This is a genomic window from Lampropedia puyangensis (assembly GCF_004833285.1).
In the GTDB taxonomy this organism is placed as follows: Bacteria; Pseudomonadota; Gammaproteobacteria; order Burkholderiales; family Burkholderiaceae_C; genus Lampropedia; species Lampropedia puyangensis.
Genome location: NZ_STFG01000001.1, coordinates 532,515 through 549,628, shown reverse-complemented (window position 1 = coordinate 549,628; position 17,114 = coordinate 532,515). Strand labels below are relative to the sequence as shown.

General features: G+C 53.2%; 16 protein-coding genes. 10 read left to right on the top strand and 6 right to left on the bottom strand.

All coding sequences use genetic code 11. From position 1 onward, the window contains the following. Positions 1-83 precede the first annotated feature (83 nt). Together E9531_RS02330 and E9531_RS02325 are read left to right on the top strand one after the other, a co-directional pair. Positions 84-2,612 (top strand): DUF7657 domain-containing protein, encoded by a 2,529-nt coding sequence (locus E9531_RS02330; RefSeq protein ID WP_136572105.1) that lies wholly within the window; start codon positions 84-86, stop codon positions 2,610-2,612. Positions 2,613-2,714: 102 nt separating this feature from the next. Then, complete coding sequence (locus E9531_RS02325) at positions 2,715-3,581, top strand: SAM-dependent methyltransferase (RefSeq protein WP_136572104.1); 867 nt, start codon at positions 2,715-2,717, stop codon at positions 3,579-3,581. A gap of 97 nt (positions 3,582-3,678) precedes the next feature. On the opposite strand, the gene E9531_RS02320 is transcribed toward E9531_RS02325, so the two are convergent. Beyond that, the gene (locus E9531_RS02320) at positions 3,679-4,683 is read right to left on the bottom strand and encodes an AI-2E family transporter (protein ID WP_244609952.1); all 1,005 of its coding nucleotides are present in this window, start codon (positions 4,681-4,683) and stop codon (positions 3,679-3,681) included. 226 nt (positions 4,684-4,909) lie between these two features. Further along, positions 4,910-5,959 carry a phosphoribosylformylglycinamidine cyclo-ligase gene (purM, locus tag E9531_RS02315; RefSeq protein WP_136572102.1) on the bottom strand — a complete coding sequence of 350 codons (1,050 nt, stop codon included), beginning with the start codon at positions 5,957-5,959 and terminating at the stop codon, positions 4,910-4,912. 211 nt (positions 5,960-6,170) lie between these two features. Between purM and hda the strand changes: the two genes are divergently transcribed. From hda to E9531_RS02275, 8 genes are all read left to right on the top strand, one after another. Next, complete coding sequence (gene hda, locus E9531_RS02310; protein ID WP_136572101.1) at positions 6,171-6,917, top strand: DnaA regulatory inactivator Hda; 747 nt, start codon at positions 6,171-6,173, stop codon at positions 6,915-6,917. A 380-nt stretch (positions 6,918-7,297) separates the two neighbouring features. After that, positions 7,298-7,996, top strand: a complete 699-nt coding sequence (locus E9531_RS02305) for an HAD family hydrolase (RefSeq protein WP_136572100.1) — start codon at positions 7,298-7,300, stop codon at positions 7,994-7,996. A gap of 21 nt (positions 7,997-8,017) precedes the next feature. Further along, positions 8,018-9,697 carry a polynucleotide adenylyltransferase PcnB gene (gene pcnB, locus E9531_RS02300; RefSeq protein ID WP_136572099.1) on the top strand — a complete coding sequence of 560 codons (1,680 nt, stop codon included), beginning with the start codon at positions 8,018-8,020 and terminating at the stop codon, positions 9,695-9,697. A 154-nt stretch (positions 9,698-9,851) separates the two neighbouring features. Continuing rightward, positions 9,852-10,397, top strand: coding sequence for a 2-amino-4-hydroxy-6-hydroxymethyldihydropteridine diphosphokinase (folK, locus tag E9531_RS02295; protein ID WP_136572098.1), 546 nt, complete (start codon positions 9,852-9,854; stop codon positions 10,395-10,397). A gap of 60 nt (positions 10,398-10,457) precedes the next feature. After that, positions 10,458-10,961, top strand: a complete 504-nt coding sequence (fabA, locus tag E9531_RS02290; protein WP_136572097.1) for a bifunctional 3-hydroxydecanoyl-ACP dehydratase/trans-2-decenoyl-ACP isomerase — start codon at positions 10,458-10,460, stop codon at positions 10,959-10,961. Positions 10,962-11,111: 150 nt separating this feature from the next. Next, entirely contained in the window at positions 11,112-11,540 is a 429-nt protein-coding gene (locus E9531_RS02285) for an energy transducer TonB (protein WP_136572096.1), read from the top strand. Then, complete coding sequence (locus tag E9531_RS02280) at positions 11,524-11,895, top strand: hypothetical protein (protein WP_158291701.1); 372 nt, start codon at positions 11,524-11,526, stop codon at positions 11,893-11,895. The genes E9531_RS02285 and E9531_RS02280 overlap by 17 nt, the downstream gene beginning before the upstream one ends. Positions 11,896-11,947: 52 nt before the next feature. Next, complete coding sequence (locus E9531_RS02275) at positions 11,948-13,126, top strand: alpha-hydroxy acid oxidase (RefSeq protein WP_136572094.1); 1,179 nt, start codon at positions 11,948-11,950, stop codon at positions 13,124-13,126. A gap of 46 nt (positions 13,127-13,172) precedes the next feature. Here the strand turns inward: E9531_RS02275 and E9531_RS02270 are convergent, their stop codons facing one another. The 4 genes from E9531_RS02270 to E9531_RS02255 are packed head-to-tail and all read right to left on the bottom strand — an operon-like array spanning position 13,173 to position 16,897. After that, positions 13,173-13,967 carry an ABC-type transport auxiliary lipoprotein family protein gene (locus tag E9531_RS02270; protein ID WP_136572093.1) on the bottom strand — a complete coding sequence of 265 codons (795 nt, stop codon included), beginning with the start codon at positions 13,965-13,967 and terminating at the stop codon, positions 13,173-13,175. 36 nt (positions 13,968-14,003) lie between these two features. Next, positions 14,004-14,969 (bottom strand): MlaD family protein, encoded by a 966-nt coding sequence (locus E9531_RS02265; RefSeq protein ID WP_136572092.1) that lies wholly within the window; start codon positions 14,967-14,969, stop codon positions 14,004-14,006. 26 nt (positions 14,970-14,995) lie between these two features. Beyond that, on the bottom strand, positions 14,996-15,826 hold the full coding sequence (locus tag E9531_RS02260; protein WP_136572091.1) for an ABC transporter ATP-binding protein: 831 nt from the start codon (positions 15,824-15,826) through the stop codon (positions 14,996-14,998). Positions 15,827-15,829: 3 nt separating this feature from the next. Then, on the bottom strand, positions 15,830-16,897 hold the full coding sequence (locus E9531_RS02255) for an MlaE family ABC transporter permease (protein ID WP_244609937.1): 1,068 nt from the start codon (positions 16,895-16,897) through the stop codon (positions 15,830-15,832). Between the last annotated feature and the right edge of the window lie 217 nt (positions 16,898-17,114).

The window sequence follows — 17,114 nt, the reverse complement described above, 5'->3', positions numbered from 1 at the left end:
GTGTGATTTTTCAAAGGGCACGCTTATCTAATGCGATTGGCTTTGCCCTGCTGCTTTTAGCACTTACTTTTGCCTTGCCAAATGTGACTCACGCGCAAGACACAGAGGCAAGCAACACACCAGGACGAGGTGTACTGGAATCCATTCACGTCGCTCCAGATCGGACGATCACTCTGACTGGTTGGGCTGTTTCTCACCGTCCTGATGTTTTTGTCACCTTTGCCAAAGTTTGGCTGGGAGACCAGTTGATTTACCAAGGTCGCCTGGGTTACGCAACGGCCAGAGTTGATGTAGCTCAATCACTGAATAATCCACTATGGGAAACCAGTGGATTCAGCTTACCCTTGCATGTGCCCGACGCCGTACCCGCAGGCATGCACTCCATTCGCATGCAAGTGATGTTGGGTGACAAATCCCACTTTGACGTGCAAAGTCTTGAGAACAGCACGTTTGCAGACATCCCCCCACCACCACAACAACCGAGTCATCGGGCAAAATTCCTGTTTTGGTTAGCAATAGCCATTCCATTACTGGCATGGTTGATTCCCCCGAATACTTCACCCAACAGTCGACTGTCTACCGCACATAGCAATCGGGTAGGACAAACCAAACCCAGCTCAGACACCTTGGGTAAAGCACTGTTTCTTGCATCCATCTCGATCTCTTTTGTACTGTTGGTAGCTGGAGGCTGGACGGGCTCCTCCATCACACGGCTGCTCAATCAAACTCCTGTGATATCACACAACGCATCAGTATGGATGGGGCATGCACAAGATGTACGCGCAGATGAATGGCAGGTTGTCACACCGTTAGCCATCAGTCAGACACAGGTGCCCAATCGCTTCCCAAACATCAATCCTCTACATGGACAACCTGGTCAAAACATGAATGTAGTGGGGATGACGGGCGCGCCTATCAGCAATGCAGCCGCAATTGCAAAACCGGCTACATGGGGCTTTTTCTTTTTAGACATGCGCAGAGCCCTCGCTTGGGATTGGTGGCTGCCTTTCTTCGCTTGCTTTAGTGCTGTTTTTGCGTTGTTGCAGCGCTGGTTTAATGGCCCATGGAAACTTCATGCTGCGTTGGCGGCTACTGTTGCTTGGTCTGGCTACTCTGTAAGCTGGTCTGGATGGCCTGCATACGCAACCTTTTTCCCCTTAGCAGCCGCGTTAGCAGCAGACGTGGCATTAAGAGCGACCCGTTGGCCGACAGCTCTAGCCGCCAGTGCCTGTTTGGGTTGGGCTTTTGCAGGTTTTGTGCTGGTGCTCTACCCTGGCTGGCAAATACCACTAGGCTATCTCATGGTTTTTGCGACTCTCGCTGCGGCATGGCAATTTCGCGCGCAATTGCATTTTGGCAGGCCGCAGCTCATTGGCATACTGCTCGCGACCACAGTTGCGGCAATACTTTTGGGCGCGTGGTGGCTGGATGGGAAAGATGCGATTGAGGTGCTCAGACATACCGTTTACCCAGGACAGCGCAGCATCGATCTAGGTGGTTATGCAGACCCTTGGCACTTGAGCAAGGGGCTGACCAATTCCATTACTCTCTTCAATGCATCACAGTGGTCGATTGCAAGTGATGCTGGTAATTTTATTTATGTACTCCCCCCGCTGGCATTGGCAACACTGGTGGTATGGGACAGGTTGCGTGGCCCTGACGCAATCTCACTCACGCTCTGGGCATACATCGCTTTTGTTTCCTGGTACATGTTCTGGGGTTTGCCTGGTTGGCTCGCGCATGCCACCTTATGGAGCATGGCACCAGCCTTCCGACTAGATGTAGCGTTAGGGCTTGCCCAAACTTTATTGTGGGGTTGGCTGATATGGCGCTGGCAAATCCTGCGCGAGCAAGGCATTCTTGCGTCCTCTAACACGTATCGGCTCAATAGCCTTGGCGTTTTGGGTGGCGTCGCATTTGTATACCTCACAGCACAACAATTCGACAGCATGCCTGCCCCTTTACAGGGGTGGTTAGGTTTGGGAATAACCGGCCTGATTTATATGGGATGTGCTGCACTGGGTTTTTTACTTGCTTCTGGCCGCCTCAAAGCTGCCATCCTGATCTACGCAGCTTGGACGCTGGCAACTGCTCTTCCTTTCAATCCCATTACACAGGCACCATCTTTCATCACCCCTGTCACCGAGCTGGCAAAACCACTAGACAATCTGTGCTCAGCTAAGTCAACACGAAGCGACACAAATGCTTGCAAGCAACCGCAAATAGCCGTGGTGGCGCAAAGAGAGTGGTCAAACGCCTTAGCTAGCGCCGGCGTTTCTGTACTCAACAGCACGTTCTATGAGCCTCCATTAGCTTTTTGGGCTCGCCTGGACCCTGATAGCCTATTTATCAGCCAATACAACCGCTATCAGCACCTTCATATCACGTTAAGTGAAAAAGAAGCCAACAATCCACGCTTCTTCTCTGTTGGAGCGCCAGCCATGGATCGTGTCGAACTGCGACTAGAGCCTACTTTGTTTGACTTCCGCCTCTTGAACGTAGAATTCGTGTTGACAAACACCGCCCATGCGGCTGCTTTACAGCGCAATGCCAGTTTGCAGCTCGTTGCACAAGACAACGCCACCTGGGCCCTATTCCAAGTGGTACCGTAAGCAGCCACTGCATCCACCATGCTGCCAAGCCAAGCAGAAACGACAATCGCTGCTGCCCAGCCAGACATCTAATTTCATTCCATTTGCCAACCATAGAGTTTCATGCTGCATCTCATTGACCGCATCAAGAGTGCCTTCCAAGGCCAGCCCCGTTTCGATGAGTCCCTCATCACCAATGAATGGTTCAAAGCGCATTTCTTTTATGCCACCGATCTGATTCATGACTGGATGGGAAAAGAACTAGATCTGCGCCAATCCAAACTGCTGAACTTTGGTTGCGGTGATGGCATTAGCGACTTGGCATTGATGCTGCGCTACGGTGCTCAACGTATCCATGGCGTGGACATTCGCCAAGAGTTCAAGAAACTCCCGAAAATAGCCCGAGAACAACTGCACCTGCAAAGACTGCCTAAAGGCCTCAGTTTCGAAAACATCCAACCATCCCAATCCTTGGCCGGCAAGCACCAAGTCGACGGCATCATGAGTTGGTCAACGTTTGAACATGTCCAGCGCGATCAAGTCCTGCCCATTGCACGCGATTTGTTTCAGTGTCTGCGTCCTGGCGGTGTGTTCTTTCTGCAAATTGAACCGTTGTACTACTCTGCGTGGGGCGCGCATTTGCGTCGCTACATTGATACGCCGTGGGTGCACCTGCTCGTGAGTGAAGAAGAACTTTGGCAACGCATCCAAGCTTACGAGGGCGAGTTGGACATGGGTGAAGTTGACTACGGCTTCGACGACTTCGGCGTAGATGGCTATAAACGCTTTGTTTTCAAAGAGTACCAGCACCTCAACCGCTTAACGGCAGATGAGCTGATTGCGTTGATGCAAGAGGCGGGCTTTGAAGTGGTGCGCCAACAAAAGAACCATATGCAGGATATGCCCCCCTTGCCGTTGCTGGAGCACTACCCACAAGAAGTGCTGACCAACAATGAAATACTCCTACTCCTGAGAAGACCTGGCGCCTAAATTTCTCAATCAAAAAAGCCCACACATCCCTTTTAAAGTAGATGTGTGGGCTTTTTTCGTGAAGGCGCGCGCTATCCTCAATATGGATTGCAGTGAGTCAAACCAAGCCCACAGCCTCCAGCTCTTTCTTCAAATAAGCATAAAACAAAGGTGCCGCCACGAGCCCTGCTGGACCAAAAATAGCCTCACTCACAAACATCACTGCAAGCAACTCCCACACTGCAATGTGCGTCTTCTGGCCGACTACTTTGGCATTAATGAAGTATTCAGCCTTATGAATCAGAACCAAAAAACCAAGACAAACGAGTGCAGTTGTCGGTGAGACAGACAAGCCCACAATCGTGATGACAACATTGCACAGCAAGTTACCAACAATCGGTATCAAGCCTGCCACAAAAGTCAATGTAATCAAGGCTGGGGTGTAAGGCAGTCGCAGCTCAAAAAGCGGCAAAACCACCAGCAAGAACAAAGCAGTAAGAGCAGTATTGAAACTGGCAATCCAGAACTGTGCTGTCACAATCTGGCGAAATGCATCGCCAAATCGCGCTACGCGCACTTTCAAGGCATCTGAAAGCGGCGCATGCATTTTCTTCTGCACGCGAATCGCACCGAGTGCGCCTATCAATAAACCTACATAGGCATACATGAAACCAAGAAGCCACAGTTTGCCTGCGTTGGCCAAAGCCGCCGCTTTGGAGAGTAAATACATTGCGATCGTGCGTTGGATTTCCTCTGCCTCTTTAGGCAGCATCGCGGCAATATCTTCCGGAAGATTGTCTTTAAAAGACAGCACTGTGCGCGCGACATAGTCTGTCAGCTCACTGAACTGGTGTGGTGCAGTCAACAGCAAACCACGGTAGTGGCTCAAGGCAAAGAACATGATCAGCAATGGCCCCACGATGACCAAGGTTGCCGCGATATTTGAAATCCATCGCAGGACATCAGCAGGAGGATGGTGCCATCGCCTGCGAGCAAAATGCACCAATAACGTATTGATCCAGCGTGTGAGTAAAAAACCCAAACACGCAGCCAACAGGCCTGGAAGCAAACCAACCAACATGACCAACAACAGCGTGGCAGCAACCAACGCATAACTGGCCATGCGCACTGGCAACGAAACATGGCTATCCAACTGTCCAGCGCACAAATCCGGCACTTTAGACGTGGCCACCAGCGCTTGCCCTTGTAGGGCCTCCTCTGAAGTCGATGCCATCAAGCCTCTCACTCATAGAGAAAAGGGGTGTCTGTACGCGCCCCATTTGTTGTGGAAAAACTTCACACAGCCGTCCATGCCACAAGCACTCGGGCCAATAGCATGCAACCTGCGATCACGCCACTGTCACAGCAGCCTGATCTCCGCGCTGGTCAATAGTACCAATTGCAAACACCTGCTCACCATGCTCGCGCAACGTGGCCGTTACAGCATCAGCATCAGCCGCAGCAACCACTAACACCATACCAATGCCGTTATTGAAGGTGCGGTTCATTTCGTAGGAATCAATACCAGCTGTCGCTTGCAACCATGCAAACAGTTCGCTTTGTGGCCAACTACCAGCTTTCAAGCGTGCGCCCAAGTGCGCAGGAAGAATACGAGGAATATTCTCCAGCAAACCACCACCGGTAATGTGTGCCAGCCCTTTGACGGAATGCTTAGCCAGCGCGGCCAATACACTTTTCACATACAGACGAGTAGGCGCCATGATGGCTTCACGGAACGGCTTGCCATCCAGTGTAGAAGGCAGTTGGCTGCCAGCTCGCTCAATACATTTACGCACCAACGAAAATCCGTTGGAATGCACGCCATGGCTGGCCAAACCCAACACCACATCGCCTTGCGCAATGCTCTTGCCATCCAGAATTTTTGATTTCTCAACGGCGCCTACGGCAAAACCTGCAAGATCGTATTCGCCATCAGGATACATGCCTGGCATTTCGGCCGTTTCACCACCAATCAGCGCGCAACCAGACTCCTCGCAACCAGCGGCAATACCGCCAACCACTGCCGCAGCCGTGTCGACATGCAGCTTACCGCAAGCAAAATAGTCTAAGAAAAACAGCGGCTCAGCGCCTTGTACCAGCACATCATTGACGCTCATGGCTACCAAATCGATACCAACGGTGTCGTGCATATTCCACTCAAATGCAAGCTTGAGTTTGGTGCCTACACCATCGGTGCCTGCCACCAACACAGGCTCTCGGTAGCGTTTTGGCACTTCAAACAAAGCACCAAAGCCACCAATGCCACCCAATACGCCTTCGCGCAAGGTTTTGCGAGCCAATGGTTTGATACGATCCACCAACGCATCGCCCGCGTCGATATCGACGCCGGCGTCTTTGTAGGTAATAGGAGTGGGGTTGGATGATGGTGAAGAGCTCATGGAGAAAAAAATCAAGTGGGCACACTGGCACCGGAACACAAGGCCGCTCACTCTACTACGGTAGAGCAACGAAGTCACTGCTTGTGCCAAGATAGAGTCAGGCAACGAGCTTTAGCGGCGCTAGAATGCTGCCATTTTAAGGCCAGAGCGTTACCGCGCTGGTCCGTTACCCTTGTCTCACAGAGGCATTTTTAAAGATCCGCTATTGGCCATGCAACAACTGGTTCTGGACATTGGCATGGCCCCGGAGCCGAGTTTTGAGCGCTACTTGCCTTGTGGCAACGAAGGCGCGCTTCAAGCTCTGCAAGAAGGCATGGCCTCTGCTATCAACCTCCACGCGCAATCCGAGCAGGCTGCATATACTGCCCCTATTCCTGTTTACCTATGGGGAGGCCCAGGTACGGGTAAAACCCATTTATTGACATCGGTGGCCTTAGCGCTGCAGTCGCATGGCCTCAGCGTGGGCTGGCTCCAACCGGGCATTTATGCCGGTAAACCCAACGCAAGGGAGTTCAACCCGCAATGGAGCGCCGTCTTGATTGACGATGCCGACCAACTGAGCAAAGCCGAGCAGCAACGCGCCTTCAACTGGTTCATTAACGCCACTTATCCCAGCGACGGCCCCCCATGCTGGGTAATTGCCACAGGCAGTGCCCCAGCCATTGATCTGGCCATGCGTGATGACCTGCGATCACGACTGGGTTCTGGCCTGAGCTTTGAGCTTCACCCCCTTAGCGACGTACAGCGGCAAGCGGTACTGCAGCTTCAGGCCCGTGAACGTGGACTGCATTTGAGCGATGAGGTCGCCCAATACCTGCTTGGGCGTTTTGCACGCGATCTTTCCAGCCTCAGCGAGTTGTTGGCGCGCTTGGACGTGCACGCCCTGCGTACCCAACGTGCCATCACCATCCCACTTTTGCGCGAAGTGCTGCATGACAGCCCGGCGTCTCTCCCATAAGCATCTCCGCACGATCGCGCGCTCTTACTCTTACATTTGCAGCAGTTTTTACTCAACCTCCAACGCAAAGCTCAGAGTCTCAAACGTAGACCTTGAGCCTTTGCTTTGCCGTGCTGCGCAGCGGGCCTGTTACATCACCTGCAAATCTGCGAGAATGCGCTTTTATTGTCTGCAGATCTTCATCACATCTTCATACTATGGGCCTAGTTAGCGCAGCCAACCACTGGACTCGCACGCGCAGCCTTGCAGCCTTTCGCTAGCACCGTTTGAAACAAGACCTCAAGACCCACTGCCGACAGTCTTTGTACTCCAATGAAAGATTCTGAATGCGCATTTTGACGCTGCTGCGTCTGTGAGCGTTCTTTGCACTATTGAATGGCATGACCCATACTTTGAACGACCAACGCCCACGCCTGGCCCTCTTTGACCTTGACCATACCCTTTTGCCCCTAGATTCTGACTACGAATGGGGCCAATTCACGGCGCGTAAAGGGTTGGTGCACAGCGAATCGTTTGCACAACGCAATGCCGAGTTCTTTGCCCAGTACCGTGCAGGCACGTTGGATCTGAACGAATACGTGCAATTTGCCACTGAAGCCGTACGCAAGTTGGGCCCTCAAGCCAGCCATGCTGCACGAGAGTGCTTCATGGCAGAAGTCATCACCCCAGCAATCTTGCCCCAAGCACTGGACTTGATTGCCAAACACCGCGATGCAGGAGACACTTTGGTCATCGTGACGGCCACCAACGAATTCGTCACGGGACCTATTGCGCAAGCACTGGGCATTACGCATTTGCTGGCCGTGAATTTAGAGCGCGATGCATCCGGTTGGTACACAGGGCGCATTGCAGGCACCCCCACCTCTCGTGAGGGCAAGGTTACGCGCATGACACAGTGGCTGACTGAGCGCGGCTGGGACTGGGACAGTGTACACACCACTTTCTACAGCGATTCGAGCAATGATCTGGCCCTGCTTGAGCAAGCCAATGTTGCCATTGCAACCAACCCTGACGACTTTCTACGCCAACAGGCACAACAGCGTGGCTGGGCCATTCTGGATCTTTTCCCCCAAGCGTGAGCTCGCGCAACCACTGCTCCTATGATCAAGCAATTCATCGATAAACTCCTTGGCAAACGCGGTAAAAAAGCGCCAATACAAGAGAATCAGGCTCCAGTCACCCCACGTACTAAACCACGAAAAACTGCCGCATTGAACACCAAGACTTTCGGCAAGCGCCACGAAGTCCCTGTCAGCGTGCACGGCATCGATCCTGATTTTGTAGACCGCCGCGCCATTGACGTGGTGAAAACCTTGCAAGACAAAGGCTACGAAGCCTACATCGTTGGTGGCGCAGTACGCGACTTACTGCTTGGCCTCAAACCCAAAGACTTTGATGTCGCAACCAACGCGACACCAGAGCAAGTCAAGTCTCTGTTTCGCCGGGCCTTCATCATCGGTCGGCGTTTTCGCATTGTTCATGTTGTGTTTGGCCGCGGTCGCGAGAACGAAGTGATCGAAGTCACCACCTTCCGGGCATACCTGGACAACCAAGCCGCAGAAAAAATTTCTGGCAACGAAAAAACCAGCCGCCAGGCGCTAGCTGGTGTGCAACATGCCGTGGATGAAAGCGGACGCGTACTGCGCGATAACGTATGGGGCAGCATGCAAGAAGATGCGGCCCGGCGTGATTTCAGCATCAACGCCATGTACTACGACCCGCGTTCACAAATCGTGGTCGACTACCACCACGGTATTGAAGACGCGCAAAAGCACATGATCCGTATGATTGGCGATCCAGTTGCCCGTTATCGTGAAGATCCTGTGCGCATGCTTCGCGCCATTCGTTTTTCAGCCAAACTCAACCGACTGGGCTTCAAACTGGGTACCAAAACAGCCCAGCCACTCACTGAATTACGACCACTGCTTGAAGACATTCCACCCAGTCGCATGTTTGACGAAATGCTCAAACTGCTGCAAACCGGCCACGCCGTCGCCTCTATCGCACAGTTGCAGGCATTGCATTTAGACAAAGGCATTTACCCGTTACTCGATTTAATCGTCGAGCGCGCAGATTGGCCCCTGGTCGCACTGGCACTGCAAGACACAGATCGCCGTGTGGCTGAAGGCAAATCCGTTGCCCCCAGTTTCTTACTCGCCTGCGTGTTGTGGGATGACGTACAGCGCGTATGGGAACGTGAACAAGCCCGTGGCGAACATCCCAACCCGGCACTGTCCAACGCCATTAACGAAGTGTTCGATCGTCGGGTTGGCGACGTATCTGGTCGCGGCAAATTGGCCGCCGACATACGCGAAATCTGGATGCTGCAACCACGCTTTGAACGCAGAACAGGCAAAGCCCCAATCAGCATGGTTGAGCAGCCGCGCTTTCGCGCAGGCCTAGACTTTTTGCGTCTGCGTGGACGCTCCGGCGAAACCATCGCTGAATTAGCGCAATGGTGGGAAACATTTAGCCTCGCACACGACGAAGAACGTGCCGACATGCTGGAACACGCCCGCCAACAAGCACAACAAAGCTGCAAAACCAACCCCGCACGCAAACAAAAAAAACCACGCAAACCGAAGACGGATGCGCTCAACACAGCGCAAGAGTTGGACGAACACAGCAGCAAATCGGCAGACAGCATCGTGCCTGATGTCGGCTCCGACGCTTTGCAGAGCAATACAGCACCCGCTAAAAAACGTCGCCGCCGTCGCAAAAAACCTGCTGCGGGCACAGGCGATGATCTGAACGCGAATACACCAACTGATCAGGAATAGGTCGCCAAACCCGCAAGCCTGTTCAACCGCCGTTTTTGCAGACATCCAATCGATGTCAAATATCCCATTGAAAGCCACAGCAACTGTGTTTGCACAGCCTTCGGCAATAGTTTTCGTTTCTGCAAAAACGGCAAGCATCTTTTACACAAACGCCATGCACCACACTGCAGTGCCACAAGAACATCACCAAGCCAATCGGGCATGGATAGGGTTAGGCGCCAATTTGGGCCTCGCCCATGAAACTCTCAGCGCCGCAGTGGCGGCCATAGCAAGCTGGCCTCACACCACGCTTGACGCTGCATCTGCACTTTTTCATTCAGCCCCCGTAGACGCCGACGGTCCAGACTACACGAATGCCGTCATTCGCATATGCACGACCATGGCGCCACTGGACTTGCTTCACGCCCTTCAAGCACTGGAGCTCGAAGCCGGGCGCCAAAGGCCCTACCGCAATGCGCCCCGCACGCTGGACTTGGACATTCTGCTCTACGAACAGGACGGACATTGGCTGCAACTAGGCACCAGTGAGTTGACGCTGCCACACCCCCGAATGTTTGAAAGAGCCTTTGTTTTGCAGCCTTTGAACAGCATCAATCCTGCACTGGTCTCGCCAGCACAACTGGCGGCCACTGCACAGCAACGCCTTGAAGTGCTGCCAGCGGCCCAACAATGGCGCTGGAGTGATGCCAAAGCACGCTAAGCTATACTCACCCCTTTTTGGTTTTGCGCCCCGCAAAATCGTCATCCACAGATAAGAAAAATGGTCGAATCTTTTTCCTACGAACAACTGATTGACTCTGGCGAAGGCCGCCTTTTTGGGCCTGATAGCGGCAAACTGCCTTTGCCTCCCATGTTGATGTTCGATCGCATCACCCATATTGACGACGAAACCGGTGCGCACGGCCTGGGACGCATCGTGGCGGAACTCGATATCAAACCTGACCTGTGGTTTTTTGAGTGCCATTTCCGAGGCGATCCCGTCATGCCCGGCTGTCTTGGACTCGATGCCATGTGGCAACTCATTGGTTTTTACCTGACATGGCTGCGCTTGCCCGGCAAAGGTCGCGCCTTAGGTGCTGGCGAAGTCAAATTCACTGGTGAAGTCAAACCCAACGTCAAGCTCGTCACTTACGAAATCGATATCAAGCGCGTCATCAAACGCAAACTCAACATGGCCATTGCAGATGCGCGCCTGCTCGCTGATGGCCAAGAAATCTACGTTGCCAATGACCTGCGCGTTGGCCTGTTTGAGACCAGCAAGTAATATCCGGCATAGGCGTTGCGGCGCCTTGCTATTACTGTTTAACAGTTCAAGTGCTTGCCATCAAGCATGGAGAGCTGTCCATTACTTCTCTGCACCATGCCCCACTTACATCCGTCCCGCCTGCCTTTTTCCTCTTGGATATCCCGCAGCATGACGGCAGTCTGCTTGGGCACCATACTGGCAGGCTGCGCCACCAAGCCACCGCCCCCCAATCCCAGAAGCGTGGAAATGCCTTGGAAGTGCAAAACCAAAGTACGTTATCCCAGCTTAGCCCTGAGAACGTACTTTGAAACCACCGTCATCATGGATTTCTGGGTTCAAGCCGATGGCAGCATTACAGACTTGGCGCCTTACCAACCAGCCAATCGTCTGCTCAAACAAATCCGCACTGCGCCTTCCGCTGCGAATGAGGCTACTCGCACCAACGTTGCGAATGCTTTTGATAAAGAAGTCGCTCGTTTCATCCAGTCCTGCCGTTTCCCTCCTGCCCCAGGTTTTGACCCTGCGAAAGTGCGCCTCCCTTTGCAGTTTACTTTCCCAAGCTCCTCCGATACCTCCAGTAATGACAATGGCCGCTGAGCAAAGCACCACGCATGATCGGTCGCAGCCATGGCCTTTTCATGTTGATCTCTGGTTCGGCGATGAAACCGTGTCCTCACGCCAGCGCACACAAGCGCAAGCAGCCTTCGGGCAAGCACTCGTGAATGCGTTGGGTAATGTCGCCTTGGTGCTTCCCATCTACCACGCATTCTTGCGTATCATTCAAACGCAAGGAACAGGCAGTGCTGACACGATTGATGTGGACAATCTCTCTGATGCCGAACGCCATGTCTTTGAGAGCTGGCGCATCGCTGAAGTAGCCGCACTCGAAGCGGTGTTTGGTGCACACCGTCAAATGGGTGAAGGGCTTTACGAAATCAAACCTTTGCCGTGAGGCTGCCGCCTCCGCCGCACATTGTTGAATTGCTTTTGCCAGTCAGGATGCTATGACCAATCTGAACACCATCACCTGTATCGAAGACCTGCGCAAAGTGGCCAAACGCCGCGTCCCACGCATGTTCTACGACTACGCTGATTCGGGCTCTTACACCGAAAGCACCTATCGGGCGAACGAAGCAGATTTCCAGAACTTGCTTTTCCGCCAACGTGTAGCCGTCGATATGTCCGGACGCTCTACGCGTACCCAAATGCTGGGGCAAGATGTGGCGATGCCAGCTGCCATTGCGCCTGTAGGGCTGACAGGCATGCAGCACGCTGATGGTGAGACTCTCACCGCTCGCGCTGCGCGAGACTTTGGCATCCCCTTCACACTCTCTACCATGAGCATCTGCTCCATTGAGGATGTAGCTCAAGGCACCAACGGTCACCCATTCTGGTTCCAACTCTACGTCATGCGTGACCGTGAATTTTCAGCCAACTTGATTGCCCGAGCCAAGGCTGCTGGGTGCTCAGCGCTGGTCCTAACACTGGATTTGCAAGTGCTAGGCCAGCGCCATAAAGACATTAAAAATGGACTGACCACACCGCCTAAGCCCACGCTAAAAAACTTGCTCAATTTAGCAACCAAGCCACACTGGTGCAAAGCCATGTTTGGCACCCAACGGCGCACCTTTGGCAATATCGTGGGCCATGCCAAAGGCGTGACGGATTTGTCCTCGCTGTCTTCATGGACCGCCGAACAATTCGATCCACAACTGAACTGGAATGATGTTGAGCGTATCAAAAACCAATGGGGCGGCAAAATCATTCTCAAAGGCATCATGGATGTGGAGGATGCCAAGCTTGCTGCGCAAAGCGGCGCTGATGCCATTGTGGTGAGCAACCATGGCGGACGGCAACTGGACAGTGCCCCCTCCTCTATCAGTGCCTTGCCCGAAATTGTGGATGCTGTAGGAAAAGACTTGGAGGTATGGATGGATGGCGGCATCCGCACCGGCCAGGATATTCTGAAAGCACGTGCACTTGGCGCGCGTGGCACTATGCTTGGCCGCAGCTTTGTCTACGGTTTAGGGGCGTACGGCCAAGAAGGGGTAACCAAAGCACTGACCATCCTGCAAAAAGAACTGGATGTCAGCATGGCCTTCTGCGGCCACACCCAGATTGACCAAGTAGACCAGAGCATCTTGCTGCCCTCCTCCCTGCACCGTTTCAAGGCAAGAGTCTGACTGCACCACACCCTTGAACCCTTCTTAAGCTATGGCCAAGAGGCCATCAGCGCGACTGAGAAGGCACAAATTCCACGCCTGACGACGGGGGCGTTGAATTCAAAATCGTTGTGATCCACGCATCCACATCTAAAGACAATTGCGCAGCCGCCTGCGCCAAAGCCCTCGCCCCGCCAACTGCATCTGCAGACGGAGCAGCATTGCTGTAGTCAAAACGCTTCTGCCCTAACAAACGGTCGCCTTGCGGACTCGGTTCAACCACGGTTACTTGCGCCTGAACCTCTGCCTGGCTGGTTGATGGCCCAGTAAACGCCTGCTCAAAATGTATCAGATTGACATAGGCAATAGCAGGGGCAGATTGCGCATTGCGTCCAAAACTCACATTCAAGCGATCAGACAACACTGGGCGGCTGCGTGCCAATTGGCTACGCAATTGCTGTTCAACCAACTGCTCGACTGGTTGACTCCAACGGGCTTTCTGGTAGCCACGTAACTGCAAGTCTTCTGAATACCGAAGGCGGTATAACATGATCTGGCTATTGTCTGGCAGACCTTGGGCTGTGACTTCAGCCAAATAGACAGGCCGCAGCAAAAGGCCTTGATGACCTGAATCAGCACCGACGATAGAGGGGGCGGCAACTGCCACGACAGAGCCAAAATCATAAAGAGCAGGGGCCGCTTGAGGCGCTGGCAGTGCACTGCACCCCTGCAACGCCCATACCATAGCCACAACCGCACTAACTGCTACCGAGCGTTGCCGTAAGTTTGCTGAAGAAGCAACATCCGCAATCTGTGCTGCTAAAAGGCTCTTACCTGTAGTTTTAGCTTGTGGCATAGGCATAAAAAAACTCCTTGATTCGTTCCACTCTCGACTAGCTCAATGCCCGACTGGAGCAACAAAGCCTGGTTCACCCGGCCCAGGTTGGCCAACATTAGGGCCAAAAATAAAGGCTTGTGGGCTTTCACTCAGGCCACTGGCCAATTGCTTGACTTCGCGCATAGCGGCACTGACCTCATCCATCGTGCTCTGCAGGCGCGGCAAGGTGTTGCTATTGATATCGTTGGCAACCCCTTCAAACGACTGGGCCGTCACACTCAACTGGTCAACCGCTCCTCCTTCTTGCCCCACTTGCTTGGCAACAGCGGCAATTTCACGGCTCATCAGACTGATACTGTGTGCTGTTTTTTCCAGCGAAGCCATGTTGCGCTGAACATCACCGCTCAATTGGGTAATCGCTGGCGCCAAATCCTTATTCCAGCTTTGATTGAGCTGTTCAACCAACACTGAGGTATTGTGGGCCGCCTGCCCAAAACTGGAGACCGTGCCAATCAAGACACGCTGGTTGTCATCACTCAATAGCGTTTTCACGCGTGTCAGTGTTTCTTGCACTTCGCCAAAGAGTTCCGGCCCCATCGCAGCCAACTGACTCAGGTTGGACTGCCGCATTGGCAAGCGCCTATAGCCTCTGGATGTGCGCCCCAAATCCCGCAAAGACTCTTTGGCATCATCCAAATCAATGTACGCCAGGCCTGTCACACCTTGATAGCCCAACGTCGCAAAGGTGGTTTCTGTCACTGGCGTAGTGTCGTCCACCAATACCCGAATGAGCACATGGCCTGGTTCATCCTTGTCAAAACCGATGTAACTCACTCGACCAACGGCTACGCCTTTATAACGAACTGGGGCCTGAGGCTGCAATCCGGTGACCGCTTGTGGAGTCGACAATTCATAGGTGTTGTAACTGCCTTGGTCGCGCGTAAGCCATACGGCCAAAAATGCCAGCACAACAACCAAACTCAAGACAAATACGCCAGCCGCAATAGCGTGTGATTTGTTTTCCATGCACGATGTCCTCTAGCTCTATGGCCTTATGGTTTTGCCACGGGGGCTGGTTCGAGCGCGCGCAAACCACGCTCGCCAAGAAAAAACTGTTCAATAAAAGGGTGTTTGAAAGTGATCACCTCTTTAGGTGGACCTTCCACAATGACTTTCTTCTCCGCGAGTACCGCAACACGTGTGCTGAGGGCATACAGCGTATCCAGATCATGGGTCACCATCACCACCGTCAAACCCAACTCTTGATGCACTTCAAGCAGCAATTCGCAAAACTCATCTGAGCCCCGCGGATCAAGACCTGCAGTGGGTTCATCGAGAAGCAAAAGCGGTGGATCCATGATCAAGGCACGTGCCAGAGCTACGCGTTTGATCATACCGCCAGACAAATCCGAAGGCATACGCAACGCATGTTCGGGTTTGAGGCCAACCATCTGCAGCTTCACGATTGCCGCATCTCGTACAACCGCGTCCGGCAAGCTGTCCTGCTCACGCAAAGCAAAGGCCACATTGTCCAGCACGTTGAATGCAGAAAACAGGGCACCATGCTGGAACAGCATCCCCATGCGCGCTGATGCGCCCTCAGCCGGCAAGGCATGGGCAGGAATACCATTGATACGCACCACACCAGCACTTGGCTTGGTCAAACCCAGAATATGGCGCAAAAGCACTGTTTTACCCGTGCCTGAGCCACCCACAATGGTCATGATTTCGCCACGGCGGACTTTCAAGTCCAAATTCTCATGCACCGAAAAAGCAGAAGCTCCCTGCCCAAAAACCGTCGAAATATGGTCGACATCCACCAAAATATCTTCTGACTGCCCATCTGAGCCAGTTTGCGCGTGTTGATCCAAAGTGCGGTTCATGCCTTAAAACCCCACGTTTCTGAAAATAATGGCAAACACAGCATCAATCACTATCACTGCCGTGATCGAAGTAACCACCGACGCCGTGGTACCACTGCCCAGACTCTCGGTATTGGGTTTGACCCAAAGCCCCCAATGGCTCCCCACCAAAGCAATGGCCAACCCAAACACCACTGACTTGGCCATTGCCAACCACAGATTGGCCACATCCACTGCAGCCGGCAATGTTTGAACGAAAAATGCAGGGGAAATATTCAGCGACATGTCTGCCGCCCACACGCCCCCCACCAAGGCAGCCATCGTAGTCCAGAGGCTAACCAAAGGCATCGCCAATGCCAACGCCATGGCTCGTGGCAATACCAGACGAAAGCCTTGCGGAATTCCCATCACCCGCATGGCATCAAGCTCTTCATTCACGCGCATCACCCCAATTTGGGCCGTGATGGCTGAGCCAGAGCGCCCTGCAACCAAAATCGCGGCCAACAAAGGGCCAAGCTCACGCGTGATGGAAATGCCGAGAATATCGACAATAAAAGCATCTGCTCCAAACTGTCGCAATTGCAAAGCCAGCAAATAAGCGATGACAACGCCAATCAAAAAACCAACCAAAGCCGTAATTGGCAAGGCCTGTGCCCCCATACGAAACACATGCCCGGAGAAATCATGCCAAGGGCCGCGCAATGGCCTGTGCACCAATTGAATGGCATCAAGCAGCAGTTGACCAACCAGCTCGAGCATCCCTTTGGCATGCGACAAGCCACCCAAGGCGAATTGACCGAGAAGTGAAACACCCTGTGCAACACCACCAGACTCTGCTTTCACCTGTGTGTTGACCGTCAATTTAGCAACACGCTCAACGATTGCTTTCTGACTTTCTGTGCCATGCAATTGTGCCGGCATGCGTTGGCGCCACATCTCCCACAATAGTTGCGCAGCAACATGGTCAAAACCCTGCGCATCCGTCAAATCCCACTCGGCATCATGCAACTGTGCAGCGCTGTGCAAAGCTCCTTTGAGTTGACGCCAAACCGCGCGCTGACTCACCGACGCAGCGCCCCAATTCCCGGACAAGCGAACACATTGCCGCTTCTCCAATGCTTGAATGTTTAGCTGGGGTGTTGAACTCAAGAAAAACTCACTCAATAAAAAGAATGGGATAGGGTTCTTAGAACGTGTGCACGATCTAACTAGCCAGTCTATTATTGCCTATACAAGCAAAGCCCAGAAACGAATGTGTCAACTCTCCATCCAGGCACCAAGTATCAGTCTGGAAAACGCGCATCGCAAG